Origin of the sequence: Brevundimonas sp. 1080 (assembly GCF_040545985.1) — a bacterium.
Lineage (GTDB): Bacteria > Pseudomonadota > Alphaproteobacteria > Caulobacterales > Caulobacteraceae > Brevundimonas.
Genome location: NZ_JBEPMW010000004.1, coordinates 124193 through 147391, shown reverse-complemented (window position 1 = coordinate 147391; position 23199 = coordinate 124193). Strand labels below are relative to the sequence as shown.

General features: G+C 67.3%; 19 protein-coding genes and 1 tRNA gene. 13 read left to right on the top strand and 7 right to left on the bottom strand.

Going from position 1 to position 23199, the window contains the following annotated elements; translation table 11 throughout:
• The first annotated feature begins 76 nt into the window (after window positions 1-76).
• From ABIC32_RS14730 to tgt, 3 genes are all read left to right on the top strand, one after another.
• Window positions 77-835 carry a tRNA1(Val) (adenine(37)-N6)-methyltransferase gene (locus ABIC32_RS14730; RefSeq protein WP_354074685.1) on the top strand — a complete coding sequence of 253 codons (759 nt, stop codon included), beginning with the start codon at window positions 77-79 and terminating at the stop codon, window positions 833-835.
• Window positions 836-898: 63 nt separating this feature from the next.
• Entirely contained in the window at window positions 899-1372 is a 474-nt protein-coding gene (locus ABIC32_RS14725) for a hypothetical protein (RefSeq protein ID WP_055808117.1), read from the top strand.
• Window positions 1373-2485, top strand: a complete 1113-nt coding sequence (gene tgt / locus ABIC32_RS14720) for a tRNA guanosine(34) transglycosylase Tgt (RefSeq protein ID WP_354074684.1) — start codon at window positions 1373-1375, stop codon at window positions 2483-2485. It begins immediately after the preceding gene.
• A gap of 3 nt (window positions 2486-2488) precedes the next feature.
• Here tgt and ABIC32_RS14715 read toward each other — a convergent pair whose 3' ends face one another.
• Window positions 2489-3028 (bottom strand): hypothetical protein, encoded by a 540-nt coding sequence (locus ABIC32_RS14715; RefSeq protein ID WP_091745976.1) that lies wholly within the window; start codon window positions 3026-3028, stop codon window positions 2489-2491.
• A 112-nt stretch (window positions 3029-3140) separates the two neighbouring features.
• Here ABIC32_RS14715 and ABIC32_RS14710 point away from each other — a divergent pair, with 112 nt between their 5' ends.
• Complete coding sequence (locus tag ABIC32_RS14710; RefSeq protein ID WP_354074683.1) at window positions 3141-5570, top strand: PAS domain-containing protein; 2430 nt, start codon at window positions 3141-3143, stop codon at window positions 5568-5570.
• Window positions 5571-5615: 45 nt separating this feature from the next.
• On the opposite strand, the gene ABIC32_RS14705 is transcribed toward ABIC32_RS14710, so the two are convergent.
• Window positions 5616-5692, bottom strand: a tRNA-Lys gene (locus ABIC32_RS14705).
• Between the two features lie 88 nt (window positions 5693-5780).
• Between ABIC32_RS14705 and ABIC32_RS14700 the strand changes: the two genes are divergently transcribed.
• The 4 genes from ABIC32_RS14700 (at window position 5781) to ABIC32_RS14685 (ending at window position 13276) form a co-directional block, all read left to right on the top strand.
• Window positions 5781-6869 (top strand): CaiB/BaiF CoA transferase family protein, encoded by a 1089-nt coding sequence (locus ABIC32_RS14700; RefSeq protein WP_502909350.1) that lies wholly within the window; start codon window positions 5781-5783, stop codon window positions 6867-6869.
• A 94-nt stretch (window positions 6870-6963) separates the two neighbouring features.
• The gene (locus ABIC32_RS14695) at window positions 6964-7206 is read left to right on the top strand and encodes a hypothetical protein (protein ID WP_254607404.1); all 243 of its coding nucleotides are present in this window, start codon (window positions 6964-6966) and stop codon (window positions 7204-7206) included.
• Window positions 7207-7250: 44 nt separating this feature from the next.
• Window positions 7251-9041 carry an autotransporter assembly complex protein TamA gene (locus ABIC32_RS14690; RefSeq protein WP_354074681.1) on the top strand — a complete coding sequence of 597 codons (1791 nt, stop codon included), beginning with the start codon at window positions 7251-7253 and terminating at the stop codon, window positions 9039-9041.
• Window positions 9038-13276 carry a translocation/assembly module TamB domain-containing protein gene (locus ABIC32_RS14685; RefSeq protein WP_354074680.1) on the top strand — a complete coding sequence of 1413 codons (4239 nt, stop codon included), beginning with the start codon at window positions 9038-9040 and terminating at the stop codon, window positions 13274-13276. Before ABIC32_RS14690 ends, ABIC32_RS14685 begins: the two co-directional genes overlap by 4 nt.
• 21 nt (window positions 13277-13297) lie before the next feature.
• Here ABIC32_RS14685 and arsC read toward each other — a convergent pair whose 3' ends face one another.
• Window positions 13298-13639, bottom strand: coding sequence for an arsenate reductase (glutaredoxin) (arsC, locus tag ABIC32_RS14680; protein ID WP_354074679.1), 342 nt, complete (start codon window positions 13637-13639; stop codon window positions 13298-13300).
• Complete coding sequence (locus ABIC32_RS14675) at window positions 13639-14181, bottom strand: hypothetical protein (protein ID WP_354074677.1); 543 nt, start codon at window positions 14179-14181, stop codon at window positions 13639-13641. Before ABIC32_RS14675 ends, arsC begins: the two co-directional genes overlap by 1 nt.
• 97 nt (window positions 14182-14278) lie before the next feature.
• Here ABIC32_RS14675 and ABIC32_RS14670 point away from each other — a divergent pair, with 97 nt between their 5' ends.
• The 4 genes from ABIC32_RS14670 to astB are packed head-to-tail and all read left to right on the top strand — an operon-like array spanning window position 14279 to window position 19284.
• Window positions 14279-15529 (top strand): hydrolase, encoded by a 1251-nt coding sequence (locus ABIC32_RS14670; protein ID WP_199060337.1) that lies wholly within the window; start codon window positions 14279-14281, stop codon window positions 15527-15529.
• Window position 15530: 1 nt separating this feature from the next.
• On the top strand, window positions 15531-16538 hold the full coding sequence (locus ABIC32_RS14665; protein ID WP_055808094.1) for an arginine N-succinyltransferase: 1008 nt from the start codon (window positions 15531-15533) through the stop codon (window positions 16536-16538).
• Window positions 16535-17950, top strand: coding sequence for a succinylglutamate-semialdehyde dehydrogenase (gene astD, locus ABIC32_RS14660; RefSeq protein ID WP_354074676.1), 1416 nt, complete (start codon window positions 16535-16537; stop codon window positions 17948-17950). Before ABIC32_RS14665 ends, astD begins: the two co-directional genes overlap by 4 nt.
• Window positions 17947-19284 carry an N-succinylarginine dihydrolase gene (gene astB, locus ABIC32_RS14655; RefSeq protein ID WP_354074675.1) on the top strand — a complete coding sequence of 446 codons (1338 nt, stop codon included), beginning with the start codon at window positions 17947-17949 and terminating at the stop codon, window positions 19282-19284. The genes astD and astB overlap by 4 nt, the downstream gene beginning before the upstream one ends.
• Before the next feature lie 541 nt (window positions 19285-19825).
• Here astB and phhA read toward each other — a convergent pair.
• Both phhA and hspQ read right to left on the bottom strand, forming a co-directional pair.
• A complete protein-coding gene (gene phhA, locus ABIC32_RS14650) occupies window positions 19826-20701 on the bottom strand; it encodes a phenylalanine 4-monooxygenase (protein WP_354074674.1) in 876 nt (291 codons plus the stop codon).
• Window positions 20702-20756: 55 nt separating this feature from the next.
• A complete protein-coding gene (hspQ, locus tag ABIC32_RS14645; protein WP_017504111.1) occupies window positions 20757-21065 on the bottom strand; it encodes a heat shock protein HspQ in 309 nt (102 codons plus the stop codon).
• Between the two features lie 145 nt (window positions 21066-21210).
• Here hspQ and ABIC32_RS14640 point away from each other — a divergent pair, with 145 nt between their 5' ends.
• On the top strand, window positions 21211-22311 hold the full coding sequence (locus ABIC32_RS14640) for a Ppx/GppA phosphatase family protein (protein WP_295215985.1): 1101 nt from the start codon (window positions 21211-21213) through the stop codon (window positions 22309-22311).
• Here the strand turns inward: ABIC32_RS14640 and ABIC32_RS14635 are convergent, their stop codons facing one another.
• Window positions 22312-23187, bottom strand: coding sequence for a peptidylprolyl isomerase (locus tag ABIC32_RS14635; RefSeq protein ID WP_354074673.1), 876 nt, complete (start codon window positions 23185-23187; stop codon window positions 22312-22314).
• Window positions 23188-23199: the final 12 nt, after the last annotated feature.

Below are 23199 nucleotides of genomic sequence, written 5' to 3'. Positions count from 1 at the left end.
CGGCCGGGCCGGCTTGCCCCCGCGAGTTGCGGCGCACAATGATGTTCGACCCCTTGAGGGTCAAGGAGATTGAGGCTTGGCGCCGGTCGAAACCCTGCCGACGACGATCGTCGAGAACGGCCTGTTGAACGGCCGGGTGCGCTTGCGTCAACCCGCGCGCGGCTATCGCGCCGGGATGGATGCGGCTTTGCTGGCGGCGGCGGTCCCGGCCGAGGCAGGTCAGAGCGTGATCGAGGCGGGCTGCGGGGCGGGCGCGGTCCTGATGCAGATCGCGGCGCGACGACCGGGCGTGACCCTGACGGGCGTGGAGCGCGATCCGGCGACGGCGGCGCTGGCGACCGAGAACGCGGCGCTGAACGGAGCAGCCGTATCCGCCGTGATTCGTCACGGCGACGTGGCGGCGGGGTTTCGGGCCCTGGGCGTAGCGCCGGCCGACTGGGCCATATCCAATCCGCCCTTCTTCGATGACGCCACAGCGTTGCGCGCCCCGGCCGAAGGCAAGCGGGGCGCCTGGATGGCCGACGACGGGCTGAAGGCGTGGACCGATTTCCTGTTGAAGGCCGTGAAGGAAGGCGGGCGCGTCGTGGTCGTTCACCGCGCCGACCGACTGGCCGATCTGCTGGCTTTACTGGGCGGAAAGGCGGGTTCCTTCGCCGTGCGGCCCATCCATCCCTTCGCGGACGAGCCGGCCAAGCGGGTGCTGGTGCACGCCATCAAGACCGGGCGCGCGCCGCTGCGTCTGCTGCCGCCGCTGATCCTGCACGACCGCGAGGGCGGCAAGCACACCGCCCAGGCCGAAGCCATCCTGCGCGGCGAGGCGTCGCTGGGATGGTGATCGGGTGGTCAATCGCGACCGGAACGCCTAAATGCCGCCTCCTGACGAAATCGAGCCCGCCCCGTGTCACCCGATGACCTTCCGCATGATCTTCAAGACGGCCTGATCGCCGTCGGCGAGGCCGCGCGCGACCTGCGCGAGCCGTGGTGGATCTTCGGCGGAGCGGCGATGGCGCTCTATGGCCTGACCGACATCCATGTGCCCGACATCGACGTGCTGTGCGCGCCGCGCGATGCGCGCAACCTGCTGGGCGCGCTGGGCGGCGTGGTGATACCCGATCCGGGCGAAGGTCTGTTCCGCTCCGCCGTCTTCGGGCGCGCGCCGGATCAGCCGATCCTGGTCGAGGTCATGGCCGATCTGGAGACCCGCGACGGCGGCGACTGGACCCCGGTCGCCTTCGGCTCGCGCCGCCGCGTTTTCGTTGAGGACACGCCCCTGTTCGTCCCGGACATCCGGGACCACATCGCCCTGTATCGCCTGTTCGGCCGCCCCAAGGATCTGGCGCGCGTCGAACAGCTTGAACGACTGATCGCCTGAATGCCTTTCCCCTTCCAGATTTCCGCCTCCGAGGGCCGCGCCCGCACCGGGGTGCTGAAGACCGCGCGCGGCGACATCCGCACCCCCGCCTTCATGCCGGTCGGCACCGCCGCCACGGTCAAGGCGATGACGGTGGATCAGGTCAAGGCGACCGGCGCCGACATCCTGCTGGGCAACACCTATCACCTGATGCTGCGCCCTGGGCCCGAGCGGATGGAGCGTCTGGGCGGGCTTCACAAGTTCATGGGCTGGGACAAGCCGATTCTGACCGACAGCGGCGGGTTCCAGGTCATGTCCCTGGCCGGCATATCCAAGGTAAAGGAGGAGGCCGTGACCTTCTCCAGCCACATCGACGGCTCCAAACACGTTCTGACGCCCGAGCGGTCGATCGAAATCCAGGCCGACCGGATCGGCGCCGACATCTCGATGCAGTTGGACCAGTGCGTCGCCTATCCGGCCGAGAAGGATGCAGCCAGAAAGGCGATGGAGCTGTCGATCCGCTGGGGCGCGCGGTCCAAGACCCGTTTCGGCGAGCGTGAAAACCAAGCCCTGTTCGGCATCCAGCAGGGGTCGACCTTCGAGGACTTGCGCCGCCAATCGTCAGAGCAACTGCAAGAGATCGGCTTCGACGGCTACGCCATCGGCGGTCTGGCGGTCGGCGAAGGCCACCACGCCATGTGCGAGGTGCTGGACTATGCGCCCGAAATGCTGCCGTTCGATCGTCCGCGATATCTGATGGGCGTGGGCAAGCCGGTCGACTTGGTCGAGGCGGTGTATCGCGGCGTAGACATGTTCGACTGCGTTCTGCCGACCCGCGCGGGCCGTCACGGTCAGGCCTGGACCTGGGATGGCCCGCTGAACCTGAAGAACGCCCGCTTCGCCGAGGATCAGGACCCGCTGGACCCGACCATTGATGGCCCATCATCGTCGTATTCGAAGGCCTACCTGCACCACCTGATCCGCGCCGACGAAATCCTCGGGAAGGTGCTGCTGAGCTGGCACAACATCGCCTTTTATCAGGCGTTGACGGCGGCCATGCGTGCGGCGATTTCCGAGGGTCGGTTCGAGCAGTTCAGGCGCGACTTCCACGCCCGCCACACGTCGAACGGCTGACGCCTAAGGGTGCGGTCTGAACCAGCTGGGCGCCGCCGGCGGCGCGCAGTTCCGCTGCATGCCCATGCCCTTCAGGAAGGCGCGGCGCATCCGGCCGGACTGGATGGCCGATTGAACGTGCTTTGAGTGCTGTTCAGCGCCGCTCAATCGACGAATCCAGTTTCGGCCGGGAATAAAGTCGGTCGTCGTGTCGCGAATGGCGTTCAGCGCCGCCTTGGCCGCCGCATCCGCCGCCCGCTCACTGAGATAAGAGCCATCCTGACGCGGCGGTTCGTCCGTATCGGGTCCCAGCGCTTCGTCGAGCCTTGCGACCTCTGCGCCGATGGTCGTGCACTGATTCAGATTGCGCAGGTCGTAGGGATTGGCTTCGGCCTGAAGGAGCACCGTGGGGATCATCTGACGACGCAGGTTGAAGTCTTCCAGCGGAGCCGTCGCCGCCGCCGCGAAGCCCGCCCCGACCTGTTCGGCGCCGCCCATCGCCGACCGACCGGCATTGCAACCGGAAAGCGCAACAAGACTGACTGCGAGAAGAAGGCGTTTCATGGGTTGGCTTAGACCACGCCTCGGCTGGCGATTAAAGCGTAGCGGCGGAAGCGGTCGGTAACGAAGAATTCTCTGATTTTAGGTCACTTTGACCGGTCGTTGGAGTTCGGTCGTGCCTTACATCGCCAAGAGCCTGGAAGCCCTGGACGCCCCTGCTGGTCCGTTCCAACGTCTTACGGAACTGGCCTGCACGGTTTTCGATGCGCCCGCCGCCGTCGTCACCCTGGTCAGCGGCGACAACGCCGTACTGTGGTGCAGCGATCGTGAACTGGTTCGAAGCCTGCCGCGCGAACGCACCCTCGGCGACCGTCTGCTGCGCCAGGGCAAGGGCGCCGTCCTGGTGGTCGAAGACGGCCTGGCGGACCCCGCAGCGCGCAATCATTTCCTGGTTGCGCCCCCCTATAATCTGCGTTTCTACGCCGGCGTGACGATCTGCGGCCCAGACGGTCGGCCGCTGGGCGCGTTTGGCGTCATGGATCGCAAACCCCGCCCTCAGCCCTCCGACGCTCAGATCGCGACGCTGCGCACGCTGGGCGCCATGGCCGAAGACATCATCGCGTCGCTGGAAGTCGGTCGCGTCAGCGATGAGCGCCACGGCACGCTGGAGTTGATCGAAAACATGGCCGGGGTCGGTCATTGGCGGTTGGAACTGGCCAGCGGCAAGGTCCACTGGTCCGACGAGGTGTTCCGCATCCACGGTCTGGATCGCAAAACCTTCGATCCGCAGGTCGATTCGGCCATCGATCGCTATCACCCCGACGACAGGCCCGGATTGTTGGCGGCGATCGCACACTCGGCCGAAACCGGCGATGGCTACAAAATGCGTCTTCGGCTGATCCGCGCCGATGGCGAGGAGCGTGCGGTTCTGACCCAGGCGCGCGCCGAACGTGACGACGCCGGGGTCGTGAAGGTCCTTTACGGCGTGTTTCAGGACATCACAGACCAGCAGGCCCAGATCGCCCGCGCTCAGCGTGACGAGGCGCGCTATCGGCTATTGGCTGAAAACGTGGGCGACGTGATCACCCGCGTTCGCCCAGACGGCACCAGCAAATACATCTCGCCGGCGATCGAAAGCCTGCTCGGCTGGACCACCGAAGAGATGAACGGCCGGCCCATGGACTATGTCCATCCTGATGATCGGGAAATGGTGACCCGGGCCGTGCTGGGAACCATCCACACCAAGGAGCCGTGCCGGCTGGAGCACCGAGCCCTTCATCGCGACGGTTCGATCGTCTGGGTCGAATGCACCTTCCGCGCCCTTGCTGCCGAAACGGGCAAGCCGTCGGAGGTGGTGGTGGTCATCCGTGACATGACGGATCGCAAGATCCTGGCGGACGAACTGGTCACCGCGCGTGACCGGGCCGAGGCGGCGGCGGCCGCCAAGAGCGAGTTCCTGGCGAACATGAGCCATGAACTGCGCACGCCTCTGACCAGCGTCATCGGCTTTTCGAACCTGCTGAAGGCCAGCGAGGCCTTGCCTGAGGCCGAGAAGGGTTATGTCGCGCGCATCGCCACGGCCAGCGAAGCCCTGCTGTCGGTCATCAACGACGTGTTGGACTATTCCAAGCTTGAAGCCGGTATGATCGAGCTGGAGCCGCAGCGGTTCGACCCGGCCGCCCTGGCGCACGAGACAGTCCAGATGATGGAGGCCCAGTGTCTGGCCAAGGGTCTGGCTCTGCACGTCAACTTGTCGCCGGACATGCCGGATCGCCTGATGGGCGACCAGGCCCGTCTTCGACAGATTCTGCTGAACCTGCTGGGCAATGCGGTGAAGTTCACCAGCCAGGGCTCGGTCAGCCTGTCAGTCGGCGGGGCCTTGGAGGCGAACGGCGCATGGCGTCTGACCGCCGAGGTGACCGATACCGGCATCGGCATGAGCCCTCAGACCCAGGCCCATCTGTTCGAACGTTTCTCGCAGGCGGATCGGTCGACGACCCGGCTCTACGGGGGCACCGGCCTGGGGCTGGCGATCTCGCGGCGGCTGGCGCGGGCGATGGACGGCGATATCGTGGTCACGAGTCAGCCCGGCCTGGGATCGACGTTCAAGGTGACCGTCCCGCTGCACATCGCCGAGGGCGGATTGGAGGCCGAAGGGCCGCGCCTCAGCGTCATGCCCGAGGGCCGCGTGCTGATCGCCGACGACGCCCCGGCCAACCGCGAACTGATCAGCGTCATCCTTGTCGGCATGGGACTGGAGGTCGCTACCGCCAGCGATGGAGCCGAGGCGGTGCATGCGGTGCAGTCCGAAGTCTACGATCTCGTCCTGATGGATATGCAGATGCCGGTCATGGACGGCCTGACAGCCACGCGCGAGATTCGCCGGATTGAGCAGGGCGGAGGACGCCGACTGCCGATCATCGCCCTGTCCGCCAATGTTCAGCCGGACCAGATCCAGCTGTGTCGCGACGCCGGCATGGACGACCACCTGGCCAAGCCGCTGCAGTTGCCCGCCCTGGTCGCCACCCTATCGAAGTATCTCGACAAATCGAACGCTCCGATCGCGTCAGATACGACTGCGCCCGGTCGTTTCGCGACGCACTGAAGGCAAGGCCCAGACAGCAAAAAGCCCGCCGAAGCGGGCTTTAAATGGTACGTCCTCTCGGGCTCGAACCGAGGACCCTCTGATTAAAAGTCAGATGCTCTAACCAACTGAGCTAAGGACGCACCGCGCGACGTCCAGGCTGGCCCGAACCGTCGAAGGGCGCCTTCTGTTGTAATCCGGCCTTCCGGTCAAGACCCGGTCTGCTACTCATTGGGCATGAAACCGTTAAATGGCGTCCGCATCATCGAATTCGACGGCTTGGGGCCGGTCACCTTCGCCGGAATGATGCTGGCGGACCTGGGAGGGGAGGTGGTGCGGCTGACGCGCGACGCCTCGGCCGGACCGGCGATCTTCGACGAGGTCGGAAGCGAGGTCCTGCATCGGGGACGAGCGGCCGTTCCGGTCGATCTGAAATCACCGGCTGATCGCGAGCGCATCCTACAGTTGATCGATGGGGCCGACGCGGTGATCGAAGGCTTTCGGCCCGGCGTCATGGAACGGCTGGGCTATGGTCCCGATGCCCTCCGGGCGCGAAAGCCCGCGCTGGTGTTCGGGCGTGTGACGGGATGGGGCCAGACGGGGCCGCTGGCGAACGCGGTCGGGCATGATCTTAACTACATCGGCCTGTCGGGCGTGCTGCACGCCATGGGCGAGGCGGATCGTCCGCCTTCCCCACCGTTGAACCTGGTCGGAGATTACGGCGGCGGGGCCATGCTGTTGGTGGTGGGGGTGCTGGCCGCGCTGGTGGAGGCCAGGACGACGGGCCAGGGACGCGTGGTCGACGCAGCCATGACGGACGGGGCGGCTCTGCTGGGCGGTCTGTTTCAGGCCTTGCGGGGTCGCGGACTGTGGAGCGACCAGCGCGGATCCAACCTGCTGGACGGGGGCGCGCCCTTCTATCGCTGCTACGCCTGTCGCGACGGCAGGTTCGTGGCGGTGGCGGCTCTGGAGCCGCGTTTCTACGCTGCGCTGCTGGCCGGCTTGGAGATCGATCCGGCTGATGCGGTTCAATACGACATCGCCGCCTGGCCGGCCCTGCAAGCGCGGCTTGCGGCCTTGTTTGCGAGCAGAAACCGTGACGACTGGAGCGCCCATTTTGCCGGGACGGAAGCCTGTGTCACGCCCGTGCTTAGCCTGGCCGAGGCGCCGGATCATCCGCACAATCAGGCGCGAGGAACATTCCACAGCGGCCTGCCGCAACCCGCGCCCCGTTTCGACGGCGTAGTTGCTGCGCCCTCCCCCAAGTCCGAACTGACCTTGGATCAAATGGTCACAAAATGGTCCGATCACGCAGGATGACCGACGCAGATTTCGGCGCTAAGGGAACAGCTTAGCGCGACAGGCGTTTGGTCGGCGGAGACCGGGGACTTTCATGACACGCTCGATTTTTGTCTTGGCCGCCGCCGCTAGCGTGCTCGCGCTGTCGGCCTGCGACGACCGTCCTTCGCGCTCGGATGACGACTATCGCGAGATGTCGGTCGAGCCGGCGCCTCCGCCGGTCAAGGAAGAAGCTCCCCCGCCTGCGCCAGAGGTTCAGGATCCGACGCCCACTCCCCCGCCGTCGACGACGCTTCCGCCTGAGGAACGCACGTCGGAACAGTCGGTCCAGCCCGAGAGCGAGACGCTGTTCTACTGACGAACAGGTATGCCGGGGGGCGTCCTTTTGACGAAAGATCGAGTTTGACGTTCAGGCCTACCCTGCTGGTCGCCCTCGCGGCGTTTTCGGCCTGCGCCCATGCAGCGGCGGCGGAACCCCGCGCGCAGATCCGGGGCGACATGGACGGCGATCTGCGGCGGGCGCTGGAGCGGGCCGTGGGCGAGGTTGACGGCGCGCCGGCCAGCCGCTTCGAGGCCCGTCGTCGCGCCGAGAGCGCCGTGACCTCGGCGACCGCCCTGCTGCGGTCCGAAGGCTACTATCAACCGGTCGTCGAAGACATCGTCGAGGGCGAGGAGACGCCGATCGCGGTGGTCTCGGTCGAACCGGGGCGCCGTTTCCTGCTGACCGATCCGACGATCCAGTGGGCCGACCCCGCGCCTGAGGCCGAGGCGGCGGACAAGGCCAAGACTGCGATCGCGCTGAAGGCGGGCGATCCAGGTAGAGCGGCAGACGTCATATCCGGCGAAGGTCGGGCCGTGGCGGCGTTGGTGCGTGACGGCTATGCCGACGCCAAGGCCAATCCGCGCCGTGTCGTGGTGGATCACGCGGCCTTCACCGTCGCGCCCGAGTATCGCATCGCCTCCGGCGCGCTGGTGCGTCTGGACGGCGTGCGTCTGACAAGCCAGGGCCGCACCAATCCCGCCTGGGTGGCGGGCCTGGCGCCCTGGAACGAGGGCGATCGCTACGATCCCGAGATGGTCGCGGAGATGGAACGCCGGCTGCTGGACACCGGCGTCTATGACGGCGTCAGCGTCGCGTTGTCGCCACTGGACCAGATTACCGCCGACGGTCATCGCCCCGTGGTGGTCAGCCTGCAAGACCGCCCCCGTCGCGTGCTGGAAGCCGGCGCCACCTGGTCGACGGCGGAGGGCGCGGGCGTGGACGTGATCCAGACCCGCTACAACCGCTTCGGCCGCGCGGACACGCTGAGGCTGGAAGCGCGGCTGGCAGACATCGACAGCCGGATCGGCGCCGACCTGTCACTGCCCCACTGGCGTCTGCCCGGCCGGACGCTGAAGCTGGGCGCGGCGGTGGTCAACGAAGACACCGACGCCTATCTGCGCACCGCCGTGGTTCTGTACGCCGACCTGCAACAGCGGATCGGCAAGACCTCCTATTTCAACTACGGAATCGGGCTGGACGCCGGGCGCTACAGCGAGACTCGCTACGACTTCACCACCCTGCCCCCGCAGCGCGTGACCTTCGACCGCGATCTAGCGATCATCACCGCGCGGACCAGCGCCTATATCGACCGCTCCAATGATCCGCTGAACCCGACCAAGGGCTGGCGGGTGAATCTGGCGGTTCAGCCGACGGCGGTGACCGGCGAGAGCAACATCCTGTTCCTGCGCACCGAAACGCAAGGCACCGCCTATTTTCCCGTCGCGGGTGATCGCACCATCCTGGCCGGGCGCATGAAGATCGGCTCCATCGTCGGCGGCAGCGAGCTGAACGTGCCGGCCGACCGTCTGTTTTATTCCGGCGGCGGGGGTTCGGTGCGGGGCTATTCGTACCAGAACGTCAATCCGCAGCTGCCAGACGGCACGCCGCGGGGCGGTCTGTCGCTGTTCGAATCCTCGTTCGAGGTGCGCCAGTCGATCGGTCAGAGTTTCCAGGCCGTCGCCTTCGTCGACGCTGGGTCCGTTGGCTTCCAGGAGACGCCGAACCTGACCAACATGCGCTATGGCGCGGGCGTAGGCGTGCGCTACATGCTGCCGTTCGGGCCGATCCGCGCCGATGTCGCCATGCCGCTCAACAAGCGTGAGGGCGACTCGGCCTTCCAAATCTACATCAGCATCGGGCAGGCGTTTTGACCGATACACCGCCCGAAGCCACGCCTGAAGACGCGAAGACGCCGGCCAAGGCCGCGCGGCCCGCAAAGCCGCGTCGCGGGCTGATCAGACGCATCGCCCTGGGCGTCGGCGTCGTGCTGGCCGGACTGCTGGTGCTGATCGCCGCCGCCCTGGTCGGAGGGCGTTACTACATCGCCTCGGACGGCGGTCGCGACATGGTTCTGCAAAGGCTTCAGGACCTGAAGATCAGCCGCTACGGCCGGCTGAAGGTCTATGGGCTGAAGGGCGATCTGCTCAGCGACTTCACCATCGACCGCATCACATTGGCCGACAGTCAGGGCATCTGGCTGGAGGCGAACAACCTCAGCATGGACTGGTCGTATCTGGCCCTGCTGGGCCGCAGCTTCCATGCGAACGACATCAAGGCCGAGACCATTCGCGTCCTGCGTCGGCCCGTGGTCGAGCCGCCCACTGGCGAACCGCCCAGCCCTCAGCCGATCTCTGTCCGCATCGACAAGTTCGCGGCCAACATCGAACTGATGGAAGGTTTCTCCAAGGAATACGGCCGTTGGAGCCTGTCGGGGAACGCCAGCCTGCCACGCGCCGGCGCCAAGAGCGCGACGGTCAACGCCGACAGCCTGAACCGACCGGGCGACTTCCTGCGTCTGGCGGCGACCATCGGCGGCAAGCTGGAAGACACGCGGCTGAACCTTCGCGCCAATGAGGCTCAGGGCGGACCGCTGGCCGGCGCCTTGGGCTATTCGCCGGATCAGCCGTTCTCGGCGGTCGCGGTTCTGAACGCCGATGTCGTCAATGCGCGGGTTCAGACGGGACAGTTCGTCCCCCTGATCGTCCAAGGCCATTTCGGCGACAAGGGCTCTCGCGTCGCGGGCTTCGCCGACTTCAGCAACTCGGACCTGCTTGCGCCCTTCGTCACCAAAATCGGCCGCACCGCGCGGTTCGGCTTCGCCATGGTTCCTACGCCGGACAAGGCCAGCCAGGGCGTGGCGTGGAAGCTGATTTCCGACAATGTCCAGTCCGAGGCGCGCGGCCTGATCCGCAACTCCGACCGCAGTTCGCCTGACGGGATCAGCCTCAACATTCAGACAGCCTCGCTGAGCCGGCTGGTCGGATCCGATGTGGCGGGGCCAGCGGCCTATTCCGGCCTGTTCAAGGGCGACGCCCAGACCTGGACGCTCGATGGCCAGGTCACCCTGCTGAACGCCAATGTCGCCAGCTATCGCGCCACGCGCATCGCCGGACCGTTGAACGTCGCGGTCAAGAACGGCCGGATTGATCTGGACGGCGACATTCGCGCGAACGGCGGATCGGGCGAAGGCATCATCGGCGGTCTCTTGGGTCCGGCCCCGCGCGTGCAGATGAAGGCGGCGCGGATGAAGGACGGCGCCATCCTGCTGACGAAGGTCGACCTTCAGGGCCAGGGCCTGACGCTGAACGGCTCGGGCTCGCGCAATCTGCTGGGCGGGATGAACTTCCGCGGCGAGGCGCAACTGACCGACGCCAGGCGCGTGCTGCCCGATGCGCGCGGCGCCTTCGGCGGCCCGATCCGGGCCTCGTCGGCGCGGGCCGGCGCGCCATGGGTGCTGAACTTCGACGGACGGGGCCGCAATCTGACGGTGGGTCTGGACGAACTGGATCGCCTGCTCGGCAAGACGCCGCGCCTGCAACTGGCCGGCAAGCTGAACGGCGGGCGCATCGAGGTCGAGCGCGGCGAACTGACCGGCGCGGCCGGGCGCGCGGGGGCCAAGGGCATCATTGAAACCGCCGGCAAGCTGAGGCTGGCGCTGGACTGGAACGCGCGCGGCCCGTTCGCGGCCGGGCCGGTCGAGATCGGCGGCGACATGAACGGACGTGGCGCCCTGACCGGCACACTGGCCCAGCCGCGCGTCGATCTGACCGCCGGCTTCCAGCAGGTCACGGCCGGCGCTCTGACGCTGAACAACGCCGACCTAACGCTCAGCTTCCGCAAGGGCGCGGATGCGTCGGACGGACGGATTTCGGTGGTCAGCGGCTCGAACTATGGACCGGCGCGCGCCTCGGGCAACTTCTTCCTAGGCGGCAAGCGCATTCGGCTCAGCGATCTGGACGTGGACGCCGGCGGCGTGACGGCCCGGGGCGCCATAGCCCTGTCCGACAGCATTCCCTCCAGCGCAGACCTGACCTTCTCGGCGCGCGCCGGGGCCTTCCTGGCTTCGGGCGAAGCCAACGGACGGGTGCGGCTGACCGACGGCGGCGGATCGGACAGCGCCATTCTGGATGTCAGCGGCCGCAATGTCCGGCTGGCGGGTCAGAGCTGGATCATTCGCAAGCTGGATCTGGACGGGCGCGGCACGCTGAACAACCTGCCCTTCACCCTGGCGCTTGACGTGGGCGGCCCCAACCCGGCGCAGTTCAACGGCACGGGCGTCTATTCGCGGCAGAACACCACCCACGGTCTGACGCTGCGCGGCGGCGGCCGGGTGCGCGAGGTGGCGTTCACGACCCGCAGCCCGGCCTCGATCACTCTGAACGGGGCCACCCGCACGGCGCATCTGGATCTGGGCGTGGGCGGAGGCGTGCTGCTGGCCGACCTGCGTCAGGATGCGCGCGGCGCCGCGGTCCAGGCCGACCTGACGCGGGTCGATCTGGGCTCCATCTCGCCCGAACTGCGCGGCAGCGTGACGGGTCAGGTCGCCCTGCGCGGCGCCGGCAGCGATCTGTCGGGCACGGCCAATATCGCGCTTCAGAACGTGCGCAGCATCGACGCGCCGCGCGGCCTGGCCATCGACGGACGCGTGGACGCGACCCTGGCGGGCGACCGGCTGAGCATCAAGGCGACGGCGGTCGACGAGGGCGCGGTTCAGGCCTCGGCTGACGTCGTCCTGCCGATCGAGGCCTCGGCCGCGCCGCTGCGCCTGGCCATCGCCCGGACCCGCGAGATGTCGGGCCGGGTGTCCATCAACGGTCAGATCCAGCCGATCTGGGACCTGTTCCTGGGCGGCGACCGCAGTCTGGCGGGCCAGGTGGCGGGTCAGGCGACGATCGGCGGGACGCTGAACGCACCGCGCCTGAACGGCCGGTTCGATCTGAGCCAAGGCTCCTATCGCGAGAATGCGGTCGGTCTGGTGCTCAGCGACCTGACGCTGCGGACCCGGTTCGACGACACAGCCGCCCAGATCGAGACCTTCACGGCCAATGACGGCAAGGGCGGCACGGTGTCCGGCCAGGGCCGCATCGGTCTGCGCCAAGGCTCCGGATCGAATGCGCAACTGATGCTGAACCGCTTCCGGGTCATCGACAACGATATCGCCGAAGCGCGCGCCTCTGGCCCGGTCACCATCGTTCGCGGCGCCGACGGCAATATCCAGCTGGGCGGCCGCATCGACATCGACGAGGCCAAGATCGAACCGGAACTGCCCGGCGCGACCGGCATCGTCTCGATGGATGTGGTCGAGATCAATCGTCCCGGCGGCGATCCGGAGGAGACGGAGCAGAAGGCGCGCGGCCCGCAGATCGGCATGGACATCGTCCTGCGTTCCAGCGGCGGCAAGGTGCGGGTCAACGGTCGCGGCCTGAACGTGATTCTGGACGTGAACGCCCGGGTGCGCGGCACCATCGCCCAGCCGCAACTGACCGGCACGGCCAATGTGGTGCGCGGCGATTATGAGTTTGCGGGCAAGCGGTTCGTGTTCGACGACACCGGTCGCGTCACCCTGTCGACCGATCCCAAGCAGATCCGTCTGAACCTGGCGGCGACGCGCGAGGACGCGGCCCTGACCGCCTCGATCAACGTCACCGGAACGGCCGCCGAACCCAAGATCGCCCTGACCTCCACCCCGTCCCTGCCCCAGGACGAAATCCTGTCGCAGGTGCTGTTCGGACGGTCGGCGTCGCAGCTGTCGGCCTTCGAGGCGGCGCAGTTGGCGGCCGGGGTCGCGGCCCTGGCGGGCGGCGGCGGGTTCGACGTGATCGGCAACCTGCGCGAACTGGCGGGTCTGGACCGGCTGTCGTTCGGCGGCGACGCGTCTGCGGTCACGGTTGCGGGCGGTCGCTACATCACCGACGACGTCTATCTGGAGGTCATCGGCGGCGGTCAGAATGGTGCGGCGGTCAAGGTCGAATGGCAGCCTCGGCGCAACGTCGCCATCGCCTCGCAGTTCGGCGGCCAGGGCCAGACCAGCCTGTCGATCCGCTGGCGTCACGAAAGCCGCGAGGCGGGCGACCGTCGTCCGAACCGGGGCGGCCGCAACCGGTAGGCCGCCCCGTCGGATCGGTCGCTAGAGAACCTCCAGCACCCGCTCCACGGGGCGGCCAATGACGGCGCTCTTGTCGGTCTCGACGATCGGACGTTCGATCAGGATCGGCTGAGCGATCGCTGCAGCCAATATGGCTTCGTCATCTGCGCCGGCGTCCAGCAGAGCCTTGGCGTCGGCCTCCTTCCTGCGGAGCAGGCCGGACAAACCGAGGCCGGTTCTGGACGCCAATCGCTCCAGCGTCTCGCGATCCCATCCGGTCTTCAGATATTCGACCACCGTCGGCTCGACGCCCTGCTCGCGCAGCAGGGCGAGGGCGTTGCGCGACGTGCTGCATTTCGGATTGTGGTAGAGGATGACCGACATCACGCCTCCTGCTTCAGGCGATGCAGCAGCATGGCGCCCTGCAGCGACGCGACATAGATCACGCCCGACACGAGCATGGCCGGCCAGGTCGTCAGGTTGATCCACAGCGGAAGGTCCGGCGATGGCAGGGTCCCCAGCAGCCGCATCCCCAGATTGGCCACTACGCTGTAGGCGATCAGCGCCAGCATGATGATCGGGATGGCGCGCGTCATCATGCGCCACTGAACCACCGCCACGACAGCATAGAATAGGACGGAGAAGATCGCGCCAGAGGCGATAGCGAACGGCCACATGACCTTCATCATCTCCTGCTGCATGGCCAACTGATCCGCCGACAGACCCATTTTGGCGTACTCCGCGCTCATCGCTGTCTCGAACCAGCCCGAGGTGAACATCCACCAGGTCGGGATCAGGCCGACGATCAGGGCGATGACCAAGCCGATCACCATGGCGCGCGCCGAACGCTGGGCCTCGGCCATGCCGCGCGGCAGCTTCAGCGGGTTCATGGCGCGGAGCCAGAGGTCGATCGTTTTGCGTGTCATTTTGCGTCCCTGTTCGCGCCGGAACCTAGCGGTGATCGGCGATGACTTACAGGCCCCGACCTTCACCTTTGGGGTCGAGGCGTCTAGGGTCCGGCCGATGCGGATTCTGACCTCGGACCAGGCCGTCCTCGACCACGTCGCCGCGCGACGCGAGACGATCATCGGCCGCACCATCGACTGGGCGAACATCAACTCCGGCAGCCGCAACGCCGCCGGGCTGAATGCTGTGCTGGATGTTCTGGAAGCGGCGGCGGGCGCCCTGCCCGCCAGTGTCGAACGCCTCCCGACGCAGGGTTCGACCACCGTCGCCGATGACGGGTCGGTTCGCACCGAGGCCCATGCTGACGCGCTAAAGATCACCGCCCGGCCGGATGCGCCGATCCAGGTCGTTCTGACCGGCCACTATGACACCGTCTTCCCCGCCGACAGCCGGTTCCAGACCGTCACCACGCGGGCCGACGGCGCCCTGAACGGGCCGGGCGTGGCCGACATGAAGGGCGGGATCAGCGTGCTGCTGGCCGCGCTGGAGGCGTTCGAAACCCATCCCGACAAACACGGCGTCGGCTGGACCGTGCTGCTGAGCCCCGACGAAGAGATCGGCTCGCCGGCGTCTGCGCCGCTGCTGGCCGAACTAGGCGCGCGCGGCCATGTCGGGCTGACCTACGAACCGGCGCTCGCGGACGGCACGCTGGCGGGGGCGCGCAAGGGCAGCGGCAACTATCATCTGATCGTGACGGGTCGCGCCGCGCATGCCGGCCGCGCCTTCAACGAAGGCCGTAATGCGATCGCCGGCGCCGCCATCATCGCCGCCGCCCTGCATGGACTGAACGGTCAGCACGAGGGCGTCACCGTCAACGTCGCCAAGATTTCGGGCGGGGGCGCGTTGAACGTCGTCGCCGACAACGCCGTGGTGCGGTTCAACGTCCGGGTGCCGGACAAGGCCGCCGCCGACTGGATCGACGCATCCGTGCGGGCCATCGCCGCGACGCCGCCGTTCGAGGGCCTGACGCTGGATCTGCACGGTGGCTTCACCCGTGCGCCCAAACCTATGGACGCCGCCCAGACCGCCCTATTCGAGGCGGTCAAGGAAGCCGGCGCCCTGCTGGGCCAACCCATCGCCTGGAAACCGTCGGGCGGAGTGTGCGAGGGCAACAATCTGCACGCCGCCGGCCTGCCCAATATCGACACCCTGGGGGTGCGCGGCGGCGACATCCATTCGGATCAGGAGTTTGCTTGGCCCGACAGCTTCGTCGAACGCGCGCAGCTCAGCGCTCTAATCCTGTGCAAGATCGCATCGGGTGAAATCGATGCGGCCAAACTGAAATCCCTGCGGATGGAAACCCTGTAGAATGCTTGTCGTCCGTCCCGCCGGCCCCGCCGATCTCGATCATCTGCTGGAACTGGCCATCCTGTCCGGCCCCGGCTTCACCAGCCTGCCTGAAGATCCCGACGCCCTGGCCGATCGGCTGGAGCTGAGCCAGGCAAGCTTCGAAGGTCGCGTGCCCTGGCAAGAGGCTTGGTACACCCTGATGCTGGAAGACGGCGACACGGGGGACATCGACGGCGTCGGCTCGGTCAAGGCGACGGTGGGGCTGAAACGCCCCTTCTTCTCGTTCCGCGTCGTCAACAACACCGTCCAGTCGCCCTCGCTGGGGGTGAAGCTGGATCATCAGACGCTGGTTCTGGTCAATGAATGCACGGGTTGGACCGAGGTCGGTTCGCTGTTTCTGAAGGCGGATCGGAGAAAGGGCGGCGCGGGCCGTCTGCTCAGCCAGTCGCGATATATGCTGATCGGCGCCCAGCCCGAGCTGTTCGCCGACAACGTGTTGGCGGAGTTGCGCGGGGTCTTCACGCCCGACGGGGCCTGCCCTTTCTGGGACCATGTGGCGCACAAGTTCTTCCCGATGGAGTTCGACCACGCCGACCGGATGACCGGCTCGACGGATAAGCAATTCATCCTCGACCTGGCGCCGCGCCACCCGATCTATACCGAGTTGCTGCCCGAACCGGCCCGCGCGGTGATCGGCAAGGTCCATCCGCAAGGCGTGCCGGCCATGGCCCTGCTGGAAAGCGAGGGCTTCCGGCCCAATGGTCTGGTCGACATCTTCGACGCCGGTCCGACCGTCGCATGCGGGCGCGACAATATCCGGACCGTGCGCGACGCCCGGCGCCTGACGGTTCAGATCGTCGAGGGGGTTGAGGCCGAGTTGCCGGCCCTGATCTCGACCGACAGCGTCGCCGCCTTCCGCGCCGTTCGCGCCAAGGCCGACATCGATGGCGACGCCGTTCGCCTGACCGCCGAAACCGCCGCCGCGCTCAAGGTGCGCAGCGGAGACACTGTGCGAGTAAAATCATGACCCGTTTCACCTCCACCGATCCCGCCACTGAAGCGACCAACTGGGAAGGCGAGGCCGCCAGCCCGGCTCAGGTTCAGGCCGCCGTCGACGCCGCCCGCACCGCCTTCCCCGCCTGGGCCGATGCACCGCGCGCCAACCGGATCGACGCCGTCAAACGCTATCAGGCCGTCCTGAAAGATCGCGCGCCCCAGATCGCCGAGGCCATCGCGCGCGAGACCGGCAAGCCGCTGTGGGAAACCAAGACCGAGGCCGCCGCCATGATCGGCAAGGTGGACATCTCGATCCGCGCCTATGACGAGCGCACCGGCGAACGGACCAGCGACACGGCGTTCGGCCGCGCGACCCTGCGGCACCGTCCGCACGGCGTCGCGGCGGTGCTTGGCCCGTTCAACTTCCCCGGCCATCTGCCGAACGGCCATATCGTCCCGGCCCTGCTGGCGGGCGACACGGTCGTCTTCAAGCCGTCGGAAGAAACGCCCCTGGTCGGTCAGGTGATGGCCGAAGCCTTCGCCGCCGCCGATCTGCCCACCGGCGTGGTCAATGTGGTCCAGGGGGGGCGCGAGACGGGCGCGGCTCTGCTGGACGCCGGCATCGACGCCCTGATGTTCACCGGCTCGGGCGCGGCGGGCGCGCATTTCCGCAGAAAATTCGCCGACGATCCGCATGTCATCCTGGCGCTGGAACTGGGCGGCAATAACCCACTGGTCGTGTGGGACGCACCGGATGCAGAGGCCGTCGCGGGCATCGCGGTTCAATCCGCCTTCATCACCACCGGCCAGCGTTGCTCGTGCGCGCGTCGCCTGATCGTGCCTGAAGGACCGCAAGGCGATGCGATCATCGAAGCCATCGCCGCCCTGTCCGACCGGCTGATCTTCGGCCCATGGGATAGCGATCCCGAACCCTATGCCGGCCCGTTGATCTCGGCGCGTGCCGCCGAGGCGGCGCTGAAGGCGTTGCAGGACCGGATTGACATGGGGGCCAAGGTCATCCGCGCGTCGGGGCCGGTCGCCAATCTGCCCGGCACCTTCGTCAAACCAGCCATCATCGACGTGACGGGGGTCGACGTGCCGGACGAAGAGATGTTCGCGCCCTTCTTGTCGGTAACGCGCGTCGCCTCATTCGACGCGGCGATCCAGGCGGCGAATGCGACCCGCTACGGCCTGTCCGCCGGTCTGGTCAGCGATGATCCGAAGAACTGGGACCACTTCATCCGCCGCATCCGCGCCGGCGTGGTCAACTTCAACCGCCCGACCACCGGCGCCGCCGGCGACATGCCGTTCGGCGGCCTGGGGGCCAGCGGCAACCACCGGCCCAGCGCCTATTACGCAGCCGACTATTGCGCCTATCCGGTCGCCAGTTTCGAGGCTGACGCCGTCGCCAACATCGAAGGCGAGATCAAGGGATTGCGATGATCAGCGCTGTCGAGGCCAACGCCGACGGTCTGATCGGGCCGACCCATTCCTACGCTGGTCTGTCGCCCGGCAATCTGGCGTCCAGCCTGAACAAGGGCGAGGCGTCCAATCCCCGCGCGGCCGTGCTTCAGGGCCTCGACAAGATGAAGACCTTGGCGGACCTGGGCCTGCCCCAGTTCGTCCTGCCGCCGCATGAGCGACCGAATATCCCCTTCCTACGGACCCTGGGCTTCGCCGGCTCGGACGCCCAGGTCCTGGAGCGGGCTTGGCGGAGCGCGACCTCGTTCGCCGCCGCCGCCTGTTCGGCCTCGCCCATGTGGGCCGCCAACGCCGCAACCGTGACGCCCAGCGCCGACGCCGCCGACGGCCGAGTGCATTTCACGCCGGCCAATCTGCACACCAATCTGCACCGCAGCCTGGAGCACCGGCAAACGAAGCGCGCCTTGGACGCCCTGTTTCCCGACGCCAGCCGGTTCGCCGTCCATGACGCCCTGCCCGCGGTCGCGCATCTGGCCGACGAGGGCGCCGCAAACCACGTTCGCCTGTGCGCCCAACATAGTGGTCGCGGCGTCAATCTGCTGGTCTGGGGTCGCGAGGCGTTCGAGCCGTGGGACGGCCCCTTCCCCGCCCGCCAGACGCGCGAAGCGTCGGAAGCCATCGTGCGCCGCCACGAAGCCGGACGGCCGATCCTGGCCCAGCAATCCCGCGCCGCCATCGCGGGCGGCACCTTCCACAACGACGTGGTCTGCGTCGGGGCGCTGGACACCCTGTTCTTCCACGAGTTGGCGTTCGAGGACACGGCCGCAACCCAGGCCGCCATTCGCCGCGCGGCCGATGGCCTGTTCGAGCCGATCTTCATCGAGGTCTCGTCCGCCGACCTGCCGCTGGCCGACGCGATTTCGAGCTATCTGTTCAACTCCATGCTGATCCAAGTCCCGGGCGAGGATCGCCTGACCCTGATCTGTCCGACCGAGACCCGCGACAACCCGCGCAGCCATGCGGTGGCGCAAGCGCTGGCCGCCTCCAACGGTCCGATCGGTCGGGTGCAATATGTCGACGTGCGCCAGTCGATGCGCAACGGCGGCGGACCGGCCTGCCTGCGCCTGCGTGTCGTGCTGACCGAGGCCGAGTTGGCGGCGACGAACCCGGCCATGCGCCTGACCGACGATCTGCATGCGCGTCTGTCGGATTGGGCCGGGCGCTGGTACCGCGACGAACTGCGCCCCGGCGATCTGGCCGATCCTGACCTGCTCACGGAAAGCCGCAGCGCGCTGGACGAACTGACGAGCCTGCTGGGATTGGGTGCCGATTTCTATCCGTTCCAAAGGATATAGATGAGAATGGCGCTGGGGCGGTCGCTAATATCGCCCGATACCCGGCGTAAAAGGCTGAACACGACAATTGATCGCCGACTTGAAGGCGCGCGGACCCAGGTTCATACGGTTCGGTCAACCATGACTTTTCTGAGCTTCAGCTTTGCTAATATTTCTAGCCACGATCGCCGTTGCCCTTGGACAACAAGTGGAAGCAACCACTCTGACCGACATCGTCGTTGAGGCGCACCGCATTGATCCGCTACTGAGCATCACGGCATCAGGCGGCGCCACCCGTAACGCCATTGTTCGCAGCGAACCGGTCGGCGTGCGTTGCGGCGCCACTCGATTTCAGTACGACCCGTATGAGGCGCCACGCCTCTGTTGGCTTCGCACGCCCGCTGGCACACGCATTCACTTAAGGGCCGAAAACCCTGGATCGACAGGCTGGCGCGTCGAGTGGCAAGGCTGTGACGCGACATCGAACGGAGCGGAATGCGTTCTGATTATGCCCGCGCAAGGTACAGTAGTTTCAGCAACTTTCGTCGAGAACTGACGCCGATCAGGCCGCGAACCGCCCGCCGCGCTGGGCGTAGGCCTGGGTGCCGCGGGTGAAGACCTGATCGGTCGGCAGGACGGTTTCGATGGCGAGGTCGTCCTTGCCTTTCAGCGCCGCATAGACCGGGCCGAAGTCCTTAAGCGTCTCGTCCTTCAGAGCTTCCAGGCTGTCGATGACGAAATAGACCTGCTGGAAGTCGTCGATCCGGTAGAGGGTCCGCATCACCCGCTCCAGGTCGAAACCCAGGCGGTTGGGCGACGGGTTGTCCAGAGCAAAGACGCTCTCGGTCGCCGAAGAAACGATGCCGGCGCCGTAGATGCGAAGGCCGTCCGCCTCCTTCATCAGGCCGAACTCGACCGTATACCAGTACAGGCGCGCCAGGTTCGGCAGCATGCCCAGGCTGGCCGCCCGCTGCCCGCCCTTGCCATAGGCCTCCATATAGGCGGCGAAATCGGGGTCGGTCAGCATCGGCACGTGGCCGAAGACGTCGTGGAAGATGTCGGGTTCCTGCAGGTAATCCAGCTGGTCCGGCTTGCGGATGAACTGGCCCGAGACGAAGCGGCGATTGGCCAAGTGATCGAAGAAGACCTCGTCCGGGACCAGGCCCGGCACACAGACGACGGTCCAGCCCGTCAGGGCCTGAAGCTTGGGATTGATCACGTCGAAATCGGGAATGCCGCCGGCGTTCAGGTCCAGCGCGTCCAGTCCCCGCATGAAGGCGTCGCAGGCGCGACCGGGCAGGATCTTCATCTGCCGGGCGTAGAGCGTGTCCCAGGTCTGGTGCTCGACCTCGATGTAAGCGGCCCAATTCTGGGGAATGGTCCAGTCGGCGGCCGCGCCCTCGGGCGGCTTTTCGAAGACGTGTTCGAAGTCGGACATGGCGTATTCCTCTTTTGCCGCCATCCTAGCCCGGAGCCGCCATGGCTTCCAACCGTCAGTGCAGACGTTCGTCCAGCGGGGCGTGGTGGCCCATGCCGTCGGTGGTGAACCACCGCTCGGCGTCGTCGGGCAGCAGCACGGAATCGCCGTCTTCCAGAGCGCCTTCGGCGGCGTAGGCGACGAACCCGCCGTCCTCGCCCAGGGCGAAGACGCGGTAGAAGGGCTGGTCCGGCCTGACCAGGCCGCTTTCACCGGCCGGTCCCTCATAGGCGTGATCCACATCCATCACGACGCCGCGAAAGGCGTCGTCGCGGTGGCGTACGATTTGGCCGATGGCGAAACGTGCGGTCTGAATGCGGGTCATCGCACTTCATACGATCCAACGCATGACCCCAATGCCTGCCGGTCTGTTCATCTTCCTGACAGAATGGCTTGGCGCGGACGATCCTGGCGGGTTAGGCTGACCAGGACGGGCGCCGCTTTGGACCGCCCACAACGGATGACGGCCCATGCCGGAGACCCACGGCGCGCCTCGACGGCGCGACGAGCGGTCCCAGCCTTCCCGTTCGAGGGATGCGTCGGGTCGAGATGCGCCGCTGTATGGCGCGCTCGATCTGGGGACCAACAACTGCCGGCTGCTGATCGCGCGGCCGTCACGCGAAGGCTTTCGCGTGGTCGATAGCTTCAGCCGCATCGTGCGGCTAGGCGAAGGGCTGTCGCGGACGGGCCTTCTGGACCCGCGCGCCATGGACCGGGCCTATGACGCCCTGGCCCTGTGCGCTGAGCGGATCGTGCGCAAAGGCGTCGATTCGGCGCGATTGAGCGCCGTCGCCACCCAGGCCTGCCGCGCGGCCGAGAACGGCGCCGACTTCATCGACCGGGTGCGCAAGGGCACAGGCCTGCGCCTACGGATCATCGATCCCGCCGAAGAAGCGCGTCTGGCGGTCGAGGGATGCCTGAATCTGATCGACCCCAAGGCCGAGGCGGTGCTGGTCATCGATGTTGGTGGCGGCTCGACCGAGATGTCGTGGCTGAAGCGCAGCGGAACCGACTGGACGACCACCGCCTGGATGTCGGCGCCGGTGGGGGTTGTGACCCTGGCCGAGCGGCATCCCGAGCCGCCGCACTCCGGCGAGGCCTGGTACGAGGCCATGGTCGCCGACATGGGGGCGGCCATTGCAGCGGGCGGGATCGTCGATGAACCGATGCTCGAGCTGTTCCGGCAGAACCGGGCGCATCTGGTCGGCACCTCGGGCGCGATCACCAGCCTGGCGGGCATCCACCTGAATCTGCCGCGCTACAATCGCGACCGGGTCGATGGCTTGTGGATGACGCGCGCCGACTGCGAGGCGGCGGCGGATCGCCTGAAGGCGCTGGGGCCCGATGGGAGAGCGCGCGAGGCCTGCATCGGTCCCGATCGGGCGGATCTCGTTTTGGCGGGCGCCGCCATCCTGGAGGCGGTGCAGCGCGCCTGGCCGTCGGAACGCGTGCGGGTCGCGGACCGGGGCCTGCGCGAAGGCCTGCTGCTGCAACGGATGCGCGAAGACAAGAAACCGCCGAGGGGACGGCGTCGGCGACGCGGTCGGGGGCGGCCGGCCCCCGCCGCCTGATCAGGCGGCGGGCGTCACGCGCACCGGCAGTTCGATGTCGCAGACCGAGAAATCCGCGCCGCGCGCCTGACGCGCCTGCTGCGCCAGGGTCTGGAAGGTGGCGGAGTTGGTGTTCAGGACGGCCGCCGTCGGACGTTCGGCGGCGGGCAGATCCGACGCCACGCGGACGCGGGTCATCTGATCCGGTCCCTGAACCAGACCATCCGGCGTGTCGCTGGCCTTCAGGGATCGCACGACGTCCAGACCGGACACGACCCGACCCCAGACGGTGTAGCGCTTGTCCAGCGCCGGATAGGCCTGACGCATCAGGAAGAACTGGCTGTTGGCGGTGTCGTTGCCCTCGTCACGCGCCATGCCCGCGACTCCCGGGCAATACAGAGCCCAACCGTGGACCTTTTTGTCGCTGGTGCCGGACATCAGGGCGTCGGGCTGGGTCTGGACCGGGATGGAATCGACGAAGCCGACCAAGGCGCCGACCGGGGCCGCCACCGGAGTGAAATCCATGTCCGCCCCACGGCGGAAGGTGAACTCGGCCTTCAGGTCGGGATACCAGCTCTGCCCCTCGCCCGTGCCCAGCGGATCGCCGGTCTGGGCCACGAACCAGTCGATCACCCGGTGCCAGACCAGGTTGTCGAAGAAGCCGCGCGACGCCAGCAGCTTGATGCGTTCGACATGGGCGGGCGCGATCTCGGGCGCCAGTTCGACCAGAACCCGCCCCTTGTTGGTATCGATCACCAGCAGGTTCTCGGGCGCGATCGTGCGCCATTCTCCGGGCGGCGGCGGAGGCGCGGGAACGGCGGTCGCGTCTTGCGCCAGGGCGGCCCCCGCCGTCGCGACCAGCACGGCCGCCGCCATCGCCATCGTTCGGATCGTCATCGGCCCTTGCCC

Bases quoted from the DNA above. Each gene is read 5' to 3' on its own strand.
- tgt (WP_354074684.1), top strand. From the start codon at position 1,373: ATGCCTTTCCCCTTCCAGATTTCCGCCTCCGAGGGCCGCGCCCGCACC.
- ABIC32_RS14715 (WP_091745976.1), bottom strand. From the start codon at position 3,028: ATGAAACGCCTTCTTCTCGCAGTCAGTCTTGTTGCGCTTTCCGGTTGC.
- arsC (WP_354074679.1), bottom strand. From the start codon at position 13,639: ATGTCGGTCATCCTCTACCACAATCCGAAATGCAGCACGTCGCGCAAC.
- ABIC32_RS14675 (WP_354074677.1), bottom strand. From the start codon at position 14,181: ATGACACGCAAAACGATCGACCTCTGGCTCCGCGCCATGAACCCGCTG.
- ABIC32_RS14670 (WP_199060337.1), top strand. From the start codon at position 14,279: ATGCGGATTCTGACCTCGGACCAGGCCGTCCTCGACCACGTCGCCGCG.
- ABIC32_RS14665 (WP_055808094.1), top strand. From the start codon at position 15,531: ATGCTTGTCGTCCGTCCCGCCGGCCCCGCCGATCTCGATCATCTGCTG.
- astD (WP_354074676.1), top strand. From the start codon at position 16,535: ATGACCCGTTTCACCTCCACCGATCCCGCCACTGAAGCGACCAACTGG.
- astB (WP_354074675.1), top strand. From the start codon at position 17,947: ATGATCAGCGCTGTCGAGGCCAACGCCGACGGTCTGATCGGGCCGACC.
- phhA (WP_354074674.1), bottom strand. From the start codon at position 20,701: ATGTCCGACTTCGAACACGTCTTCGAAAAGCCGCCCGAGGGCGCGGCC.
- hspQ (WP_017504111.1), bottom strand. From the start codon at position 21,065: ATGACCCGCATTCAGACCGCACGTTTCGCCATCGGCCAAATCGTACGC.
- ABIC32_RS14640 (WP_295215985.1), top strand. From the start codon at position 21,211: ATGCCGGAGACCCACGGCGCGCCTCGACGGCGCGACGAGCGGTCCCAG.
- ABIC32_RS14635 (WP_354074673.1), bottom strand. From the start codon at position 23,187: ATGACGATCCGAACGATGGCGATGGCGGCGGCCGTGCTGGTCGCGACG.